Source organism: Hydrogenophaga intermedia, assembly GCF_000723405.1.
GTDB classification, from domain to species: domain Bacteria; phylum Pseudomonadota; class Gammaproteobacteria; order Burkholderiales; family Burkholderiaceae_C; genus Hydrogenophaga; species Hydrogenophaga intermedia.
The window spans coordinates 32573-49480 of sequence record NZ_CCAE010000037.1 but is presented as its reverse complement, the minus strand read 5'-3'; the positions used below and the strand labels follow the sequence as shown (position 1 = coordinate 49480).

Below are 16908 nucleotides of genomic sequence, written 5' to 3'. Positions count from 1 at the left end.
CGGTCTACCCAGACCACCCCCGCGCCAGTGCTAGCTTTGCGTACCGTCACTTATTGCACTGAAAACGAGGAGACCCCAACTGCAGGCGGGCGGCCTTGGCGAGGCCGCACAGTCCTGGGTGGGCACGGGCGCCAACCAGCCGGTGTCGGGCGATCAACTCGGCGGCGCGCTGGGCCCCGACCTCATGGGCACGCTCGGCGGCCTGCTGGGGGGCAATGGTCAGCAGGCCTCGTCGGTACTGGCGCAGGTGCTGCCGGGGCTGATCGATCAGCTCACGCCGCAGGGTCGCGTGCCGGCGGGTGGCGAGGCCAACCCCCTGGACGCGCTCGGTGGCCTGCTGGGTGGGGGTTCGGGTGGCGGCGGGCTGGGCGACCTGGGTGGCCTGCTCGGCGGTTTGATGCGCCGCTGAAGCGCTCATGAAAAGCGCTTCGGGTCTCAGACTGGCGCGGGCGCGCGCCGGTCGAGCCATTGCCGCAGCGTGTCGAACACCGCAGCGTTGTCGCGCTCGTTGAAGATCTCGTGATACAGGCCGTCGAAGCGGCGTGACACCACCATGGGCGCCGGAGCCGCGCTCGCAAAGGCCGCGCTGCCGGCCGGGTTCACCAGGCGGTCGTCGCCCGCGAACATCAGCAGCGTGGGCACCGACCAGCGCGCCGCGGCGGCGCGCACCACGGGGCCGTTGTCGTCGATGAAGCGCGCCAGCCGCGCGCTGATGCGGTCGTGCACGCGCCGGTCGCGCTGGTAGGCCTGCACCACGGCGGGGTCGTGCGAGATCTTGGTCGCGTCGAGCCCGTTGCCCAGGGTGCTGTCGGGCGACAGCCGCATCATCAGGCCGATCAACCAGCGCTTGAAACCCGACAGCCCCGCGTCCAGCGCGGGTGAGGACAGCACCAGGCCGTCCACCCGGGCCATGCCGCGCTGCACGAAGGTGGCACTGACCAGGCCGCCCATGCTGTGGCCCAGCAGGATCAGCGGGCAGGACCAGGGCTCGGCGATGTGCCGGCGGGTGTCGTCCACCATCTCGTACAGGTCGTCGAGCAGGGCGTCGTCGTCGGGCAGCACGCCGGGCGCGCCACCGGAGTCGCCGTGGCCGCGCTGGTCATACGCGCGCACGAAGAATCCCCATTCATTCAGGCGGTGCGCCACGTCGTTGTAGCGCCAGGCGTGTTCCCCCAGGCCGTGCACGATCAGCACCACGGCGCGCGGCCGCACGCGCGAAGGCAGGGGCCAGTCGTAGAGCGCGAGGTTGAGGCCGTCGCGAGCAGTGAACGGGGCTTGCGTCGTGTCGCTCATGCGCGTCCTCGGGCTCAAGGCATGCGCGCGATGACCTGGGCCACGCTGGCGGTGAGCCGGCGCGCGTAATCCAGGTGAAGGAACTCGTTGGGCCCGTGCGCGTTGCTCTTGGGGCCGAGCACGCCGCAGACCATCATCTGCGCCGTCGGGAAGCCCTGGCTCAGCAGGTTCATGAGCGGAATGGTGCCGCCCTGGCCGATGGTGCCGCAGGCCGCGCCGAAGTGCGCCTGCGAAGCGTCCTGCAGCGCGCGCTCGAACCACTCGGTGGTGGGCGGCGCGTTCCAGCCGCTGGCCCCGCCCTCGGACGAGAAGGTGACCTTGGCCTGGTAGGGCGCGTTGTCCTCCAGCAAGGCCTTGAGCTCCTGCACGGCCGAGGCCGCGTCCACCAGCGGGGGCAGGCGCAGGCTGAGCTTGAAGGCGGTGTAGGGGCGCAGCACGTTGCCCGCGTCCTTGAGCGCGGGGAAGCCCTCGGCGCCGGTCACGCTCAGCGTGGGCCGCCAGGTGCGGTTGATCAGGGCCTCGACCGGGTCGGTGGTGGTGGGCAACGCGAACAGGGTGCTGCCGCCGCAGTCGTGGTGGGCCCAGGGGAAGCGCTTGTAGATTTCGTCGCCCAGGATGGCGGCCGTGGCGCGCGCCTGCGCCAGCCGTTCGGCCGGCACCTCGCAGTGAAAGCTCGCGGGCAGCAGGCGGCCGGTGGCGCTGTCCTCCAGACGGTCCAGCACCTGGCGCAGGATGCGAAAGCTCGACGGCACCAGGCCGGAGGCGTCGCCGGAGTGGATGCCCTCGGTGAGCACCTCGACCTTGAGCACGCCTGCGGCCATGCCGCGCAGGCTGGTGGTGAGCCAGAGCTGGTCGTAGTTGCCGGCGCCACTGTCCAGGCAGATCACCAGGCCCACGTCGCCCAGGCGGGGGCGCAGCGCGTCCACGTAGGGCAGCAGGTCACCGGAGCCGCTTTCCTCGCAGGTTTCGATCAGGCCCACGATGCGCGGGTGCGCCACGCCCTGCGCCTTGAGCGCCTGGATGGCCGCGACGCTGGCGTACACCGCGTAGCCGTCGTCGGCACCGCCACGGCCATAGAGCTTGCCGTCGTCGATCTTGGGCGTCCAGGGACCCAGGTCGCTGCGCCAGCCGGTGAACTCGGGCTGCTTGTCGAGGTGGCCGTACATCAGCACGGTCTGGCCCGAGGCAGGGGCGGGCGTGCCGTCCTGGCCGGCGCTGGCGGGCAGCTCGAAGAACAGCACCGGTGTGCGCGGGCGGCCGTGCGCGTCATTCAGGCGCACGACCTCCAGCGTGAGCCCCGGCACCCGCTGCGCGGCCACCCAGTCGGCGGCGGACTGCAGCACACGCTCGAGCAGGCCGTGGGCGGCCCAGTCGGCGTCGAAGGCGGGGGATTTGGCCGGGACGGCCACGTAGTCGACCAGCGCGGGCACGATGCGATCGCGCCAGCTGGCATCGACATGGGATTGCAGGGCCGCGGCGTCGAGCAGCGGCTGGGGCAGGCGGGCGTTCATGGCGATCTCCGTCGGGATCGCCCGGTGCGGGCACTGCGCCCCTCTCAGGTGAACCCTGGGGGGAGTATAGGCAGGACCGGGTCCGCGCGACGCGGGCCGCCCGGCCGTTTCCTCAAGCGGTGGTACGGAAGCGGCCCACCACCAGGGCAAGCTGCTCGGCCTGTTCCTTCAGGCTCTGCGCGGCGGCCGCGCTCTGCTCCACCAGCGCCGCGTTCTGCTGCGTCATCTGGTCCAGCTGGCTCACCGCCACGTTCACCTGGCCGATGCCCTCGCTCTGCTCGCCCGAGGCCGCCGTGATCTCCCCGATGATGTCGCTCACCCGCTGCACCGAGCCCACGATCTCGCTCATCGTCTGCCCCGCGTCGGCCACCAGCCGCGAGCCCGCGTCCACCCGCTCCACGCTGGCACCGATCAGACCCTTGATCTCTTTGGCCGCTTCGGCGCTGCGCTGCGCCAGGTTGCGCACCTCGCCGGCCACCACCGCGAAGCCGCGGCCCTGTTCACCCGCGCGCGCCGCTTCCACCGCCGCATTCAAGGCCAGGATGTTGGTCTGGAAAGCGATGCCGTCGATGACACCGATGATGTCGTTGATCTTCCTGGAGCTATGGTTGATCTCGTCCATGGTGGTGACCACTTGCGAGACCACCGAGCCGCCGCGCGCGGCCACCTCGGCGGCGGTCGCCGCGAGCTGGTTGGCTTGCCTCGCGGAGTCCGCGCTCTGGCGCACCGTGCCGGTGAGCTGTTCCATGCTGGCCGCCGTCTGCTGCAGGTTGCTCGCGGTCTGTTCCGTGCGCGCGCTCAGGTCCTGGTTGCCCTTGGCGATCTCGGTGCTCGCCACCTCGATGCCCTGACTGGACTGGTGCACCTGGCCCACCAGCGTGCGCATGGCGTTCTGCATCGCCGTCAGCGCGCCCACGAGGCTCTGTGCGTAAGCGCTGTCGGGCATGGTGCCCGTCAGGTCGCCCTCGGCGATGCGACGCACCGCCTGGCGCGCCACCGCCGGGTCGCCGCCCAGTTCCTGGCGCAGGGTGCGCACGACCATGAATCCCAGGCCAAGGGCCGCGCCCATGGCCAACAGCGCCAGCCCCAGGGCAACCCAGCGCGCGCGAGGCCTTGCCCAGTTCCAGCAACGCCCCACGCAGCTTGCGCCACGCGGGCGTTTCCTGGGCGTTGAGCGCCTGCACGGCCTCGACGCCGCTGCCGCTCTTCACCAGTTCCAGCACCTTGTCCTGCGCCTTGGCCTGGTCGGCGCGCAGGCCGGCCAGCGGCGCCAGGGCGGCTTCGCTCGCCGTACCGCGCGCCACCTCCAGCGTGCCCGTATGCGCTGCGTCGAAGGCTTCGCGCGCCCCGTCCAGGTTCTTGTAGGCCTGCGGGTTGTTGGGGTCGAGCACGATATTGCGCAGCGCCTGGCCCATTTGCAGGCCTTGCGCGTACATCTCCTGCACGCCGCTGGCGATGGCCTGCTCGGTGTTGATGTACTGGTCGAAACGCGACTGCGTTTGCATGAGCGACCAGATGCTGCCGGCCAGGCCGGCCACGAACAGCACGGCGGGCGCCACGAAGGCCAGGATGAGGCGTTGGTTGAAATTCATTCTTCTTCCCTCCACTGGATTCACGGCACGGGATCAGCCCACCCGAAATACCTGCACTGCGGTGGCCAGGCGGCCGGCCTGCTCACGCAGGCTCTCGGCGGCGGCCGCGCTCTGCTCCACCAGCGCGGCGTTCTGCTGCGTCATCTGGTCGAGCTGGCCCACGGCGGTGTTCACCTGGCCGATGCCATCGCTCTGCTCCTGCGCGGCGGTGGTGATGTCGGTGACGAAGGCCGAGATCTTCTGCGCGTTGTCGACGATCTCGCCGATGGTGCTGCCGGCCTGGGCCACGAGCTGCGTGCCGGTCTGCACCTTGTCCACGCTGTCGCCGATCAGGCCCTTGATTTCCTTGGCTGCCTCGGCGCTGCGCTGCGCGAGGCTGCGCACCTCGGCCGCCACCACGGCGAAGCCACGGCCCTGTTCACCGGCGCGCGCGGCTTCCACCGCCGCGTTCAGGGCCAGGATGTTGGTCTGGAAGGCGATGCCGTCGATGACGCCGATGATGTCGCCGATCTTCTGGCTGCTGTGTTGGATTTCCTGCATGGTGGTGACCACCTGGCCCACCACCTCGCCACCACGCGCGGCCACTTCGGCGTTGGCCGCGGCCATGGCGCTGGCCTGGCGCGCGGCGTCGGCGCTCTGGCGCACCGTGCTGCTGAGCTGTTCCATGCTGGCCGCCGTCTGCTGCAGGTTGCTCGCGGTCTGCTCCGTGCGCGAGCTCAGGTCCTGGTTGCCCGTCGCGATTTCCTGCGACGCGGTCCCGATGCTGTCGGAGCTGTTGCGCACATCGCCCACGATGCGCGAGAGCGAGGCCTGCATGCGGCCCAGCGCGCGCAGGAGGTCGGCGATCTCGTCGCGGCCCGTGGCCTGCACCGTGCGCGTGAGATCGCCTTCGGCGATGGCGTCGGCCAGCTGGCGCGCGCGGTCCACCGGCGCGCAGATGCTGTGCATGTTGGCCAGCGTGGTGGGCACCACGATGAGCGCGGCCAGGGCCAGCGCGATACCGAAGACCCACAGGGTCTGCTGGCTGGCGCTGTCGCTGCGCGCGCTCAGCGCGCTCACGTCCTCGCCCAGCGAAGCTTCCACCTGATCGAGCAACTCCGTCAGGCCTTTGTGCTGCTCGTGCGCGCGCCCGAGCATGCGGTTGGCGATGGTGGCCGTTTCGTAGCCACCGCTCTCGAGCTGGTGCGATACCGGCTCGAGCGCGGCCATGTAGGCCTTCAGGCGCTCCTGCATCTGGGTCACCAGCGCGTCGCGCGATTCGTCTCGGCCGGCCAGCAGCGTGCCCATGGTGGCGGCGGTCTTGTCGGCTTCGGTCTTCCAGCGTGCCTTGGCCGCGACCACCAGGTCCGGCTTCTCGTAGGCGATGATCATGTCCTTCTCATGGCGAGTCATGGCACCCATGGAGGCCTTGAGCTGGGAAAGCGTCACCGTTTCCTGGTAGGCGCGCTCGGTGAACTCGTTGGCCACGTTCGACAGGCGCCACATGCCCCACAAGCCGGCGCCCCCCACGAGGCCCAACAGGGCCAGTACCACGGCGATGGCGCCGACCATGCGCTGGCGCACGGTGAATTGCCTCATGAATGCTTGCATCTTGTTCTCTCCTGATTGAATGTCTTGGCCGTTGACCCGGCCTCAGTGCGCGAGACGGAACACCTGCACCACGTCCGTCAGTCGGCTGGCCTGGTCGCGCAGGCTCTGCGCGGCGGCCGCGCTCTGCTCCACCAGCGCCGCGTTCTGCTGCGTCATCTGGTCCAGCTGGCTCACCGCCACGTTCACCTGGCCGATGCCCTCGCTCTGCTCGCCCGAGGCCGCCGTGATCTCGCCAATGATGTCGCTCACCCGCTGCACCGAGCCCACGATCTCGCTCATCGTCTGCCCCGCGTCGGCCACCAGACGCGAGCCCGCGTCCACCCGCTCCACGCTGGCACCGATCAGGCCCTTGATCTCTTTGGCCGCTTCGGCGCTGCGCTGCGCAAGGTTGCGCACCTCGCCCGCCACCACCGCGAAGCCGCGGCCCTGTTCACCCGCGCGCGCCGCTTCCACCGCCGCATTCAAGGCCAGGATGTTGGTCTGGAAAGCGATGCCGTCGATGACGCCGATGATGTCGTTGATCTTCCTGGAGCTCTGGTTGATCTCGTCCATGGTGGTGACCACCTGCGAGACCACCGAGCCGCCGCGCGCGGCCACCTCGGCGGCGGTCGCCGCGAGCTGGTTGGCTTGCCTCGCGGAGTCCGCGCTCTGGCGCACCGTGCCGGTGAGTTGCTCCATGCTGGCCGCCGTCTGCTGCAGGTTGCTCGCGGTCTGTTCCGTGCGCGCGCTCAGGTCCTGGTTGCCGGTTGCGATCTCCTGCGAGGCGGTGTTGATGCTGTCGGTGGCGCTGCGCACCTGGCTCACGGTGCGCGTGAGCGAGGCCTTCATGTCGCCGAGAGCGCGCAGCAGATCGCCCAGCTCGTCGGTGAGCGGCGTGCTCACGTCGCGCGTCAGATCGCCCTGCGCCACGTCGCGGGTCACGCCCACGGCCTGGGTCAGTGGGACGGTCACCGAGCGCGTGATGCGCCAGGCCAGCACCAGGGCCAGGCCCATGGCGGCCAGCGCCATGATCAACAGCACGCCCACCTGGCGGTTGCTCGTGGCCTCGGACGCCGCCACCGCATCGGCCACCAGCTGGCGTTGCAGGTCGAGCAGCTCCTGCTGCTTGTCACCATAGGCCTGCGCGGCCGGCATCAGGGCATTGCCCAGCAGCTGCTGGGCGCCGGCGGCGTCGCCGTTCTTGAGCGCGTCGAAATAGGTCTTGCGCACGCCCATGTAGGCGCTGCGACGCTCGCCGATCTCCTCGAGCAGCGCCTTGCCTCGCTCGCTCTGGATGCCGGAGACCAGCTCCTTCTGCACCTCGCTGATGCGGGCCGACACCTGCGCGATCAAGGGTTTGAAGTGGCTGTCGACCGCAGGGTCGTTGCGCGAGGTGGCCAGGGCCATCACGCGGTTGATGTTGATCTGCGTGCTCATCAGCCATTCCTGGGTGAGGCCCGCGAGCCGGTCCATCTCGACCACGCGTGCCGTGGCGGCCTGCGAGGCCCTCAGGCTGTACCAGGCGGTGCCCGTGAGGCCCGCCAGCAGCATAAGCACCAGCGCGAAGCCCAGGTACAGGCGGGGCCCGATCCTGAATCGGTTGATCACGTTCATTTCTTTGCTCTCCAACGACCGGCAAGGCAAGGGGCGGTGCGTGCCGCCCCGGTATTCAGAAGCTCTCCCACTCACCTTCCGCCGTGCTCGGCGCAGGGGTCGTGGAAGCGGGCGCCGCGCGCGGCGCGGGTGTTGCCTGGGCCACGGGTGCGGCCTTGGTGCGGGTCGGCGCGGGCGTTGCCGCCTGCTTGGCCGGGGCGGCTGCCGAGGCCTTGGTGCTCACGACCGCGGAGGAGGAGGCGGCCTTCGGCAGGGCCACCGGCACCGGCGTGGCGCGCAGCACCGGTTCCGTGGCCGTTTCCTGGCCGATGCGGAACACCTGCACGACCTGGGCCAGGCGGTCCGCCTGTTCCTTCAGGCTCTGCGCGGCGGCCGCGCTCTGCTCCACCAGCGCTGCGTTCTGCTGCGTCATCTGGTCCAGCTGGCTCACCGCCACGTTCACCTGGCCGATGCCCTCGCTCTGCTCGCCCGAGGCCGCCGTGATCTCGCCAATGATGTCACTCACCCGTTGCACGGAGCCCACGATCTCGCTCATCGTCTGCCCCGCGTCGGCCACCAGACGCGAGCCCGCGTCCACCCGCTCCACGCTGGCACCGATCAGACCCTTGATCTCTTTGGCCGCCTCGGCGCTGCGCTGCGCCAGATTGCGCACCTCGCCGGCCACCACCGCGAAGCCGCGGCCCTGTTCACCCGCGCGCGCCGCCTCCACCGCCGCGTTGAGCGCCAGGATGTTGGTCTGAAAGGCGATGCCGTCGATGACGCCGATGATGTCGTTGATCTTGCGCGAGCTCGAATTGATCTCGTCCATGGTGGTGACCACTTGCGAGACCACCGAGCCGCCGCGCGCGGCCACCTCGGCGGCGGTCGCCGCGAGCTGATTGGCCTGGCGCGCGGAGTCCGCGCTCTGGCGCACCGTGCCGGTGAGTTGTTCCATGCTGGCCGCCGTCTGCTGCAGGTTGCTCGCGGTCTGTTCCGTGCGGCTGCTCAGGTCCTGGTTGCCGGTGGCGATTTCCTGCGAAGCGGTGTTGATGCTGTCGGCCGCCGAACGCAGCTGGCGCATCATGTCCAGGAAGCGCTGGCGCATGGCCTCCACTTCCACCACCAGCGTGCCGAGTTCGTCGCGCCGGGTGGTGTGGAAGGCCTGCGTGAGGTCGCCCTGCGACACCGTGGTCACCGCATTGGTGAGCTCGCGCAGCGGTGCGCTCACGTTGCGGCGGATCAGCACGAACAGGCCGACGCCAAGCAAGGCGGTCGTGAAGATCAACAGGCCCCAGAACATGTACATCATGCGCCAGTGCGAGGCCATGGCCTCGTCGTCCGAGACCTCGGCGATCACCCACCAGCCGCTGGCGTTGGTGTAGCGCTTGACCGCCCAGGGCTTGCTGATCTGCGGGTTGAGCAGGGCCACGGACTCGCGCACGAAGACGTCGTCACCGGCGCGCATCTCGTCCAGCATGGGGCCGGCCGCGGGGTTGACTTCGAGCACCTTCTTGCCGGCCAGTGCCGGCGGCGAAATGAACAGCGCATCGGCGTTGGCCGTGCGCGGATCGATGATCACCGTGCCGCCCGATTGGAAGTAGGTCGCATCGCTCACCAGCTTGTCCAGAGAGGCCTGGAAGTCGCGGATGTCGAAGCCGATGAACAGGATGCCGACCACCTGGCCGGCCGCGTCCTTCACGGGCTCGTAATGCGTCATGTAAGCCTGGCCGAACAGCACGGCACGTCCGGTGTAGGCCTTGCCCTGCAGCATCAGGGGATAGGCCGCGTGGTTGCGCGCCAGCGTGGTGCCGACGGCACGCTCGCCGTTTTCCTTCTTCAGGGACGTGCTGACGCGCTCGAAATCGTCGCCCTTACGCATGAAGATGGTGGCCACGCCGCCGTTGGCGAGGTGGAAGGAGTCGGCCTCGCTGTTGTCGCCGTTGAGCAGCATGCCCCAGCTCTTGAGCATGCCGTTGGCCACGTCGAGCTCGAAGTGCTCGGCGAACTTCTTGCGGAAGGGCTGGTAGGCGCGCTCGGTCATCATGCGCGCGGTGGCGTCGAAGGCGTCGACCGAGTCGGCCAGGGCCGCGGCCTTGTCGCCCGCGGCATTGGCCAGTCGCGTGCGCGAATTGCCTTCGACCACGAGGGCCATGCTGATGCTGATGATGGCCAGCGTGCCGGCCAGCAGCGCCACGGCTTGCAGGGAGAGGCGGCGTGCCACGGAGGCGCCGCTCTTCTTGTCCGTAAGGGGATTCGATCGGAACATGTCAGGTGTCTCCTTCCACGAGCGGCGGCGGCAGTGGCAGCCTTATTGCAGCGCCTGGGCGCTTTCGATGAGGCCCATGTCGGCGCTCGACATGAGCGCCTCGATGTCCATGAGGATCAGCATGCGTTCGCCCACGCTGGCGATGCCGGTGATGAAGCTGGTGTCGATCGAGGCGCTCATCTCGGGCGCGGGCTTGATCAGGTCGCCGGCGAGTTCCAGCACGTCGGACACCGAATCCACCACGGCACCGACCACGCGGCCGCGCACGTTGAGCACGATCACCACGGTGAAGCCGTTGTATTCGACCTTTTCGCAGCCGAGCTTGATGCGCAGGTCCACGACGGGCACGATCACGCCGCGCAGGTTGACCACACCCTTGATGAAGCTGGGCGCGTTGGCAATGCGCGTGGGCTCTTCGTAAGAACGGATCTCTTGCACGCGCAGGATGTCGATGCCGTATTCCTCGGCGCCCAGGCGGAAGGTCAGGAATTCCGCGCTGGCGGCGGCTTGCGCGGCGGCGCGCGCGCCGTCCTGGCGGGCGATGTGGGTGGCTTCGTTGCGCATGTCCATGGCTGTCTGTCCTCTTGCAGGAAAGGAAATGGGAATGGGGGTGAGGGGACTATCGGCCAGGCCCGCGCGGTCTGAAGTCGGAAAAAGGACGACAAACCCGGGGCTATAAGGCACCGGGGCGGTGCCTGGGGCGCCCCTTGAATACCAAAGCATTCGCCACTTCACCCCTGACGCGCCCGGGGTGCCTGGCCTCTGCTAACTTCAGGTGATGTCTCCCCACCTCTCCCCCACCGCCGCCATCGACAGCGACCACCCCACGATCCGTGCGTTTGCGCACGAACACGCGCGGGGTGACTCGGTGCGCGAGCGCGCGGTCTCGCTCTACCTGGCCGTGCGCGACCAGGTCCGCTACGACCCCTACCGCATCGACCTATCGCCCACGGGCATGCGTGCAAGCACCACGCTGCGGCAGGGCCATGGCTGGTGCGTGCCCAAAGCGGTGCTGATGGCCGCCGTGGCGCGTGCCGTCGGCATCCCGGCGCGGCTGGGCTTCGCCGACGTGAAGAACCACATGAGCACGGAGAAGCTGCGCCAGACCATGGGCAGCGACCTGTTCGTCTGGCACGGCTACACCGAGCTCTGGATCGACGGCGCCTGGCGCAAGGCCACGCCGGCCTTCAACCTGTCCCTGTGCGAGAAGTTCGGTCTGCTGCCGCTGGAGTTCGATGGCGTGCACGACTCGCTGTACCACCCCTACGACCGTGCCGGCCGGCGCCACATGGAGTACGTGAACGAGCGCGGCAGCTTTGACGACCTGCCGCTGGAGCGCATCACCGCCGACTTCGCGGTGATCTACCCGGGCTTCGGCCAGGCCACCGCCGAGGGGGACTTCGCCGAGGACGCGGCGCGCGAGAACGCCACGCCCTGAACGGGCGCGTTCAACTCACTTGGAGAAGCGGAACACCGCCGTGCTGGCCATGAGATTGGGCAGCATGCGCACCTCACGGCCTTCGTGCAGGCCGAATCCGTCCTCCACTGTGAGGCCGTTGCGCCGCGCCAGCACCTCGAAGTCGGCGTAGGTGCCGACGCGGATGTTGGGTGTGTCGTACCACTGGTAGGGCAACCGCTTGGTCACCGGCATGCGCCCCTGCAGCACGGCCAGTCGGTTGGGCCAGTGCGCGAAGTTGGGGAAAGCCACCACGCCGATGCGGCCCACGCGCGCGGTCTCGCGCAACATGGTCTCGGCGTTGCGCAAGTGCTGAAGGGTGTCGATCTGCAGGACCACGTCGAAGGCGTTGTCGCCGAACATGGTCAGACCTTCCTCGAGGTTGAGTTGCAGCACGTTCACGCCGCGCTGCAGACAGGCCTGCACCTCGGCGTCGTCGATCTCGACGCCGTAGCCGGTGCAGCCGCGCGTGGCCTGCAGGTGGGCGAGCATGGCGCCGTCGCCACAGCCCAGGTCGAGCACGCGCGAGCCCGGAGGCACCAGGCGGGCGATGGAGTCGAGCAGGTGGCGTTCGCTCATTGCGGCGCCCCCACGGTGTGTTGGAAGAAACTGCGCACGGCCGCGTGGTAGCGCGCGTCGTCGAGCAGGAAGGCGTCGTGCCCGTGCGGCGCGTCGATCTCGCAGTAGCTCACCTCACGGCGGTTGTCGAGCAGGGCCTTGACGATCTCGCGGCTGCGCGCGGGGGAGAAGCGCCAGTCGGTGCTGAAGCTCACGAGCAGGAACTTGGCCTGTGCGCGCGCCAGCGCAGCGCCCAGGCTGCCGCCGTGCTCACGCGCGGGGTCGAAGTAATCGAGCGCGCGCGTGATCAGCAGGTAGGTGTTGGCATCGAAGTACTCGCTGAACTTGTCGCCCTGGTAACGCAGGTAGCTCTCGATCTGGAACTCGACATCCTGGGTCGTGTAGCGGTAGGCCAGCTCGGCCACGGCCGCCGGGTCTTCGCCATCGACCGTGCGCAGCGCACGCCCGAACTTCTCGTTCATCACGTCGTCGCTGAGGTAGGTGATGTGCCCGATCATTCGCGCGATGCGCAGGCCGCGGCGCGGCAGGGTGCCGTGTTGCAGGTAGTGGCCGCCGTGGAAGTCGGGGTCGGTCACGATGGCGCGGCGCGCCACCTCATTGAAGGCAATGTTCTCGGCCGTGAGGTTGGGCGCGCTGGCCACCACCACCGCATGGCGCACGCGCTCGGGGTACTGCAGCGTCCAGGCCAGGGCCTGCATGCCGCCCAGGCTGCCGCCCATCACGGCGGCCAGGGTCTGGATGCCCATGGCGTCCAGCAGGCGGGCCTGGGCCTCGACCCAGTCCTCCACCGTCACCACGGGGAAGTCCGCGCCCCAGGCTTGGCCGGTGGCCGGGTTGTTGTGTGTGGGGCCGGTTGAGCCGAAACAGGAGCCGAGGTTGTTGACACCGATGACGAAGAAACGGTCGGTGTCTACGGGTTTACCCGGGCCGATCATGTTGTTCCACCAGCCCTCGGAGCGGGCCAGGGGCTGGTCGCTGGCGTCCGCGTGCCATCCGGCCACGTGGTGCGAGGCGTTGAGCGCGTGGCACACCAGAACGGCGTTGGACTTGTCGGCGTTGAGGGTGCCGTAGGTCTCGACCACCAGCTCGTAGGCCGGCAGCACCGCGCCGCCCCGCAGGGAGAGCGGCTGGTCGAATCGGTAGGTGACGGGGGTGACGATCACGCTCGTTCCCTGCTGGCGCAGGGCCTGAAAACAGAAAACCCGGTGAGCCAAAAGGCAGACCGGGCATCTCCGAGCTCCCCTTTAGCGGCATTTGTTGAGCGCCCGCAATCCGGACAAATCGGCGCTGGGCGGCAGTATAAGCGTCCGGCATGTTGTAACCACGCATCGGCCGGGGGTTTGACTTGCATCGTCCGGAAATTTGTCACCGACTTTCCGACGATCGGCGCATAATGCCCCGGCGTGCCGCCAGGGCGGCCGCGTGTCAAGTGATCGGTTGGTTTCGCGCGCTGCACCTGTGCCGGACGACGGGGCTCCTCCATCGCTTCTTATCTTGTGTTTTAGGAGTCCCTCGAATGGGCAACAAACTTTATGTCGGCAACCTGCCGTACACGGTGCGCGACGAAGACCTGCAACAGGCCTTCTCGGCTTTCGGTGCAGTCAACAGCGCCAAGGTCATGATGGAGCGCGAAACCGGCCGCTCCAAGGGCTTCGGCTTTGTGGAGATGGGCAGCGACTCTGAAGCGCAGTCCGCCATTCAGGGCATGAACGGCCAGTCGCTCGGCGGCCGCAGCCTGGTGGTCAACGAAGCGCGTCCGATGGAGCCGCGTCCCCCGCGCAGCGGTGGCGGTGGCTTCGGCGGTGGTCGTCGCGAAGGTGGCTTCGGTGGTGGCGGCCAAGACGGCGGCTTCCGCAGCCCCTACGGCGGTGGCGGTCGTCGCGATGGTGGCGGCGGCGGCGGCCGCGGCGGCTACTGATCCCCGGCGGACGCACTGTCCCCCAGCAAACCCCGCGATGACCTCGCGGGGTTTTTGTTTTTCAGCGCCCTTCGCCCGCGCGGTGCTTGCGGGGGCGTCCCTGCAGCAGCCGGTCGAACAGGGCGTTGGGCAGCAGGCGCAGCAACTTGGCGACCACGCCCATCTGCCAGGGAATGACTCGGTAGCTGGCGCGCCCTGCGATGGCGTCGAAGGCGCGGTCCGCAAAGGCCTCGGGCGTCATCAGGAAAGGCATGGGGTAGCGGTTTTCGCGCGTGAGGGGGGTGTCGACGTAGCCGGGCACCAGAGTCACCACCGACACACCGCTGCCGCGCAGCTCACCGCGCAGGCTTTCGCAGTAGCTCACCACGGCGGCCTTGCTGCCACAGTAGGCGCCGTGACCGGGAAGGCCGCGAATGGCCGCCACGCTGGCGATGCCCACCAGCGCGCCCGCGCCGCGCGCCTGCATGGCCCGCACGAAGGGGTGAAAGGTGGCCGCCATGCCGACGTTGTTGGTGGCGAAGGTGCGACTCAGGACCTCCAGGTCGTCGCGCTCGCCGGTGTCCATGCCGACGCTGATGCCAGCGTTGGCGATCACGACCTCGGGCAGACCCTGCTCGGCCAGGCAAGCCTGGCCGGCGGCCACGATGCTCTCCACCTGCGCCACATCGGCGCCATATACGCGGCAGTGCTCGGAGCCCAGTCCCTGGGCTTCGGCCCAGGCCTGCAGCTCGGCGGTACGGCGCGCCACCAGCGCGAGCCGGTAGCCAGCCCGCGCGAAGCGCGCTGCCAGTGCTTGGCCGATGCCACTGGAGGCACCGGTGATGAAGACCAGGGGAGCAGCAGACGGGTTCATGGGGCGGCCCGGGGGTTGAGCTGCACGCGCACGCGCCCGCGGAAATCGGCGACCTGCTCGTCTCCGCGGTAGTCCAGCGTCTGCGCGTTGATGCGATCGCCGTTGCGCAGCAATTCGACCGGCTGGTCGGAGGTCACGCGCTCGACGGGTTCAAGTTCCACGCGCAGGAACTCGCCGCGAAACTCCAGGCGCGGCAGGGGTTCGCCCGCGTCGGTGCGACCGCCTTCCCGCACCACTACGGCGTCGCCTTCGAGCACGAAGATGGTGTTGTCGGCGTTGGTGGTGACGCGCTGCGCGGTGGCGCGCATCACGGCGCCGGACTCGGCCAGGTTGCGGATGCGCGCGTTGTCGATCTCGACCCGGTCGTCGTCGGGGTGGTGGCGCGCCTCATCGCCAATGACCTCGGCCTTGAGCTGGCCGGCGGCGTCGAAGGACTTCACCGAGAAGCGGCGCATGAAGTAGTCGGGTTCGCTGGTCACCGGCCGCTCGGGCTGAGGCTCCGGTGCGGGCGGCGTGGCGCGCAGCAGCCAATACGAAGCCAGCGCCAGCAGGCCCATGAGCATGATAGGCAGGTAGATGGACAGGCGATCCCACCATGGGGCCGGGCGCCGGCGCGGCTCGGGCGGCGCGCTGCGGTCCAGACCCGGGATGAGGTCGAAGTCGTCCTCGGCGTTCACCGCGCGGCGGCCTCGAGCTCGGCTGCGTAGGCGCCGCGCGCCATCAGCAGCAGGTCGCAAAACTCGCGCGCCGCACCTTCGCCGGCGGCTCGCCGCGTCACGTGATGGGCGATGGCGCGCACCTCGTCGTGCGCGGCCGGCGGCGCAACGGCCAGGGCGGCACGGTGCAGCAAAGGCAGGTCGGGCCAGTCGTCGCCCATGGCGGCGGCGGCCTCCCAGCCGAGGCCGAGCTCGTCGAGGATGGACTGGGCCGCGGGCGCCTTGTCTTCGGTGCCCAGGCGCAGATGGGTGACGCCCAGCGCGGACAGGCGCTGGCGCAGAGGTTTGCCGTCGCGCCCGCTGACCACGGCGGGCGTGATGCCGTGGCGCTGCAACAGCTTCAGGCCGTGGCCGTCGAGCGAGCTGAAGCGCTTGAGCGTTTCGCCCGCTTCGCTGAAGTACAGACCACCGTCCGTGAGCACGCCGTCGACGTCGAAGAAGGCCACGCGCACGGGCTGGGCGCGCAGCAGCAGTTCGGCAGGAAAGCTCAGCACGGGGGCCATCAGATCACCTTCGCGCGCATGAGGTCGTTGCTGTTGAGCGCCCCCACCAGCCGGCCCGCCTCATCCACCACCAGCAGACTGGTGATGCTGTGGGCCTCCATCAGTTCGGCGGCTTCCACCGCGAGCGCGTTCTCGCGCACGGTGCGGGGTGCGTGGTGCATCACCTCGCGCGCGCTCAGCGCGCGCAGGTCAGTGCCGTTGCCGGTGCGCTCGATCAGGCGGCGCAGGTCGCCATCGGTGAAGACGCCAACCGCGCGCCCATCGGCCACGACGGCGCTCATGCCCAGGCCCTTGGCGCTGATCTCACGCATCAGGTCCATCAGCCCGGTGTCAGGCGCCACACAGGGCACGGCCTCGTCGCGGCGCATCACGTCGCTCACGTGCGTGAGCAGCTTGCGGCCCAGCGAACCACCGGGGTGCGATCGCGCGAAATCGTCGGCCAGGAAGCCGCGCGCGTCCAGCAGGACCACCGCCAGGGCGTCGCCCATGGCGAGTTGGGCCGTGGTGCTGGCCGTGGGCGCGAGGTTGTGCGGACAGGCCTCCTTGGCCACGGACGTGTCGAGCACCACGTCGGCGTGGCGCCCCAGCGTCGAGTCGGCCCGCCCGGTGAGCGCGATCAGCGGCACACCCATGCGCTTGATGAAGGGCAGGATGGCGCTGAGCTCCTCGCTCTCGCCGGAGTTGCTGAGCGCCAGCACGGCGTCCTGACGGGTGATCATGCCCAGGTCGCCATGGCTGGCTTCGGCCGGATGCACGAACATGGCGGGCGTACCGGTCGAGGCCAGGGTGGCGGCGAGCTTGCGACCGATGTGTCCGCTCTTGCCCATGCCCATGACCACCACGCGGCCACGGCAGTCCAGAAGGCGCTGGGCAGCCTGCGCAAAGGCTTCATCGACGCGCCGGGCGAGCGCACTCACGGCGTCGGCTTCGATCTGCAGGGTCTCGATGGCCAACTGGCGGGCCCGCGACGGGTCGATCGGGGAGAGGACGGACATGCGCCGGATTATCGCTGCGGCCCCGCGAATCCCCGGCCCGCGGGGGGCCAAGCCGCCCTTACGA

The 16908-nt window shown here is 69.3% G+C and carries 15 protein-coding genes and 1 pseudogene; 3 read left to right on the top strand and 13 right to left on the bottom strand.

Going from position 1 to position 16908, the window contains the following annotated elements; all coding sequences use genetic code 11:
- Positions 1-52 precede the first annotated feature (52 nt).
- The gene (locus BN948_RS18250) at positions 53-409 is read left to right on the top strand and encodes a YidB family protein (RefSeq protein ID WP_081921998.1); all 357 of its coding nucleotides are present in this window, start codon (positions 53-55) and stop codon (positions 407-409) included.
- Between the two features lie 26 nt (positions 410-435).
- Here BN948_RS18250 and BN948_RS18245 read toward each other — a convergent pair whose 3' ends face one another.
- The 7 genes and pseudogenes from BN948_RS18245 to BN948_RS18215 form a co-directional block, all read right to left on the bottom strand.
- Positions 436-1293 carry an alpha/beta hydrolase gene (locus tag BN948_RS18245; RefSeq protein ID WP_009516363.1) on the bottom strand — a complete coding sequence of 286 codons (858 nt, stop codon included), beginning with the start codon at positions 1291-1293 and terminating at the stop codon, positions 436-438.
- 14 nt (positions 1294-1307) lie between these two features.
- Positions 1308-2804: a M20 family metallopeptidase gene (locus BN948_RS18240; protein ID WP_009516364.1), complete on the bottom strand. Its 1497-nt coding sequence runs from the start codon at positions 2802-2804 to the stop codon at positions 1308-1310.
- Positions 2805-2916: 112 nt separating this feature from the next.
- A pseudogene (locus tag BN948_RS27350) lies at positions 2917-3798 on the bottom strand (methyl-accepting chemotaxis protein); the annotation flags it as partial.
- A 631-nt stretch (positions 3799-4429) separates the two neighbouring features.
- Positions 4430-5986, bottom strand: a complete 1557-nt coding sequence (locus tag BN948_RS18230) for a methyl-accepting chemotaxis protein (RefSeq protein WP_009520504.1) — start codon at positions 5984-5986, stop codon at positions 4430-4432.
- A gap of 42 nt (positions 5987-6028) precedes the next feature.
- Positions 6029-7579: a methyl-accepting chemotaxis protein gene (locus BN948_RS27510; protein ID WP_035623078.1), complete on the bottom strand. Its 1551-nt coding sequence runs from the start codon at positions 7577-7579 to the stop codon at positions 6029-6031.
- A 55-nt stretch (positions 7580-7634) separates the two neighbouring features.
- Entirely contained in the window at positions 7635-9824 is a 2190-nt protein-coding gene (locus BN948_RS18220; protein ID WP_069903082.1) for a methyl-accepting chemotaxis protein, read from the bottom strand.
- A 42-nt stretch (positions 9825-9866) separates the two neighbouring features.
- The gene (locus BN948_RS18215; protein WP_009516934.1) at positions 9867-10394 is read right to left on the bottom strand and encodes a chemotaxis protein CheW; all 528 of its coding nucleotides are present in this window, start codon (positions 10392-10394) and stop codon (positions 9867-9869) included.
- A 208-nt stretch (positions 10395-10602) separates the two neighbouring features.
- Here BN948_RS18215 and BN948_RS18210 point away from each other — a divergent pair, with 208 nt between their 5' ends.
- The gene (locus BN948_RS18210; protein WP_009516935.1) at positions 10603-11262 is read left to right on the top strand and encodes a transglutaminase-like domain-containing protein; all 660 of its coding nucleotides are present in this window, start codon (positions 10603-10605) and stop codon (positions 11260-11262) included.
- A gap of 15 nt (positions 11263-11277) precedes the next feature.
- Here the strand turns inward: BN948_RS18210 and metW are convergent, their stop codons facing one another.
- The gene (gene metW / locus BN948_RS18205; protein WP_009516936.1) at positions 11278-11859 is read right to left on the bottom strand and encodes a methionine biosynthesis protein MetW; all 582 of its coding nucleotides are present in this window, start codon (positions 11857-11859) and stop codon (positions 11278-11280) included.
- On the bottom strand, positions 11856-13022 hold the full coding sequence (metX, locus tag BN948_RS18200; protein WP_009516937.1) for a homoserine O-succinyltransferase MetX: 1167 nt from the start codon (positions 13020-13022) through the stop codon (positions 11856-11858). The genes metW and metX overlap by 4 nt, the downstream gene beginning before the upstream one ends.
- 353 nt (positions 13023-13375) lie before the next feature.
- Between metX and BN948_RS18195 the strand changes: the two genes are divergently transcribed.
- Positions 13376-13777: an RNA recognition motif domain-containing protein gene (locus BN948_RS18195; protein ID WP_009516938.1), complete on the top strand. Its 402-nt coding sequence runs from the start codon at positions 13376-13378 to the stop codon at positions 13775-13777.
- A gap of 61 nt (positions 13778-13838) precedes the next feature.
- Here BN948_RS18195 and BN948_RS18190 read toward each other — a convergent pair whose 3' ends face one another.
- From BN948_RS18190 to BN948_RS18175, 4 genes are read right to left on the bottom strand one after another with little or no spacing between them, the layout of a single operon-like run.
- Positions 13839-14630, bottom strand: a complete 792-nt coding sequence (locus tag BN948_RS18190) for an SDR family oxidoreductase (protein ID WP_009516939.1) — start codon at positions 14628-14630, stop codon at positions 13839-13841.
- Positions 14627-15307: an LPS export ABC transporter periplasmic protein LptC gene (gene lptC, locus BN948_RS18185; protein ID WP_009516940.1), complete on the bottom strand. Its 681-nt coding sequence runs from the start codon at positions 15305-15307 to the stop codon at positions 14627-14629. Before lptC ends, BN948_RS18190 begins: the two co-directional genes overlap by 4 nt.
- Positions 15304-15849: a KdsC family phosphatase gene (locus tag BN948_RS18180; RefSeq protein WP_009516941.1), complete on the bottom strand. Its 546-nt coding sequence runs from the start codon at positions 15847-15849 to the stop codon at positions 15304-15306. Before BN948_RS18180 ends, lptC begins: the two co-directional genes overlap by 4 nt.
- Positions 15849-16844 carry a KpsF/GutQ family sugar-phosphate isomerase gene (locus BN948_RS18175; protein WP_009516942.1) on the bottom strand — a complete coding sequence of 332 codons (996 nt, stop codon included), beginning with the start codon at positions 16842-16844 and terminating at the stop codon, positions 15849-15851. The genes BN948_RS18180 and BN948_RS18175 overlap by 1 nt, the downstream gene beginning before the upstream one ends.
- Positions 16845-16908: the final 64 nt, after the last annotated feature.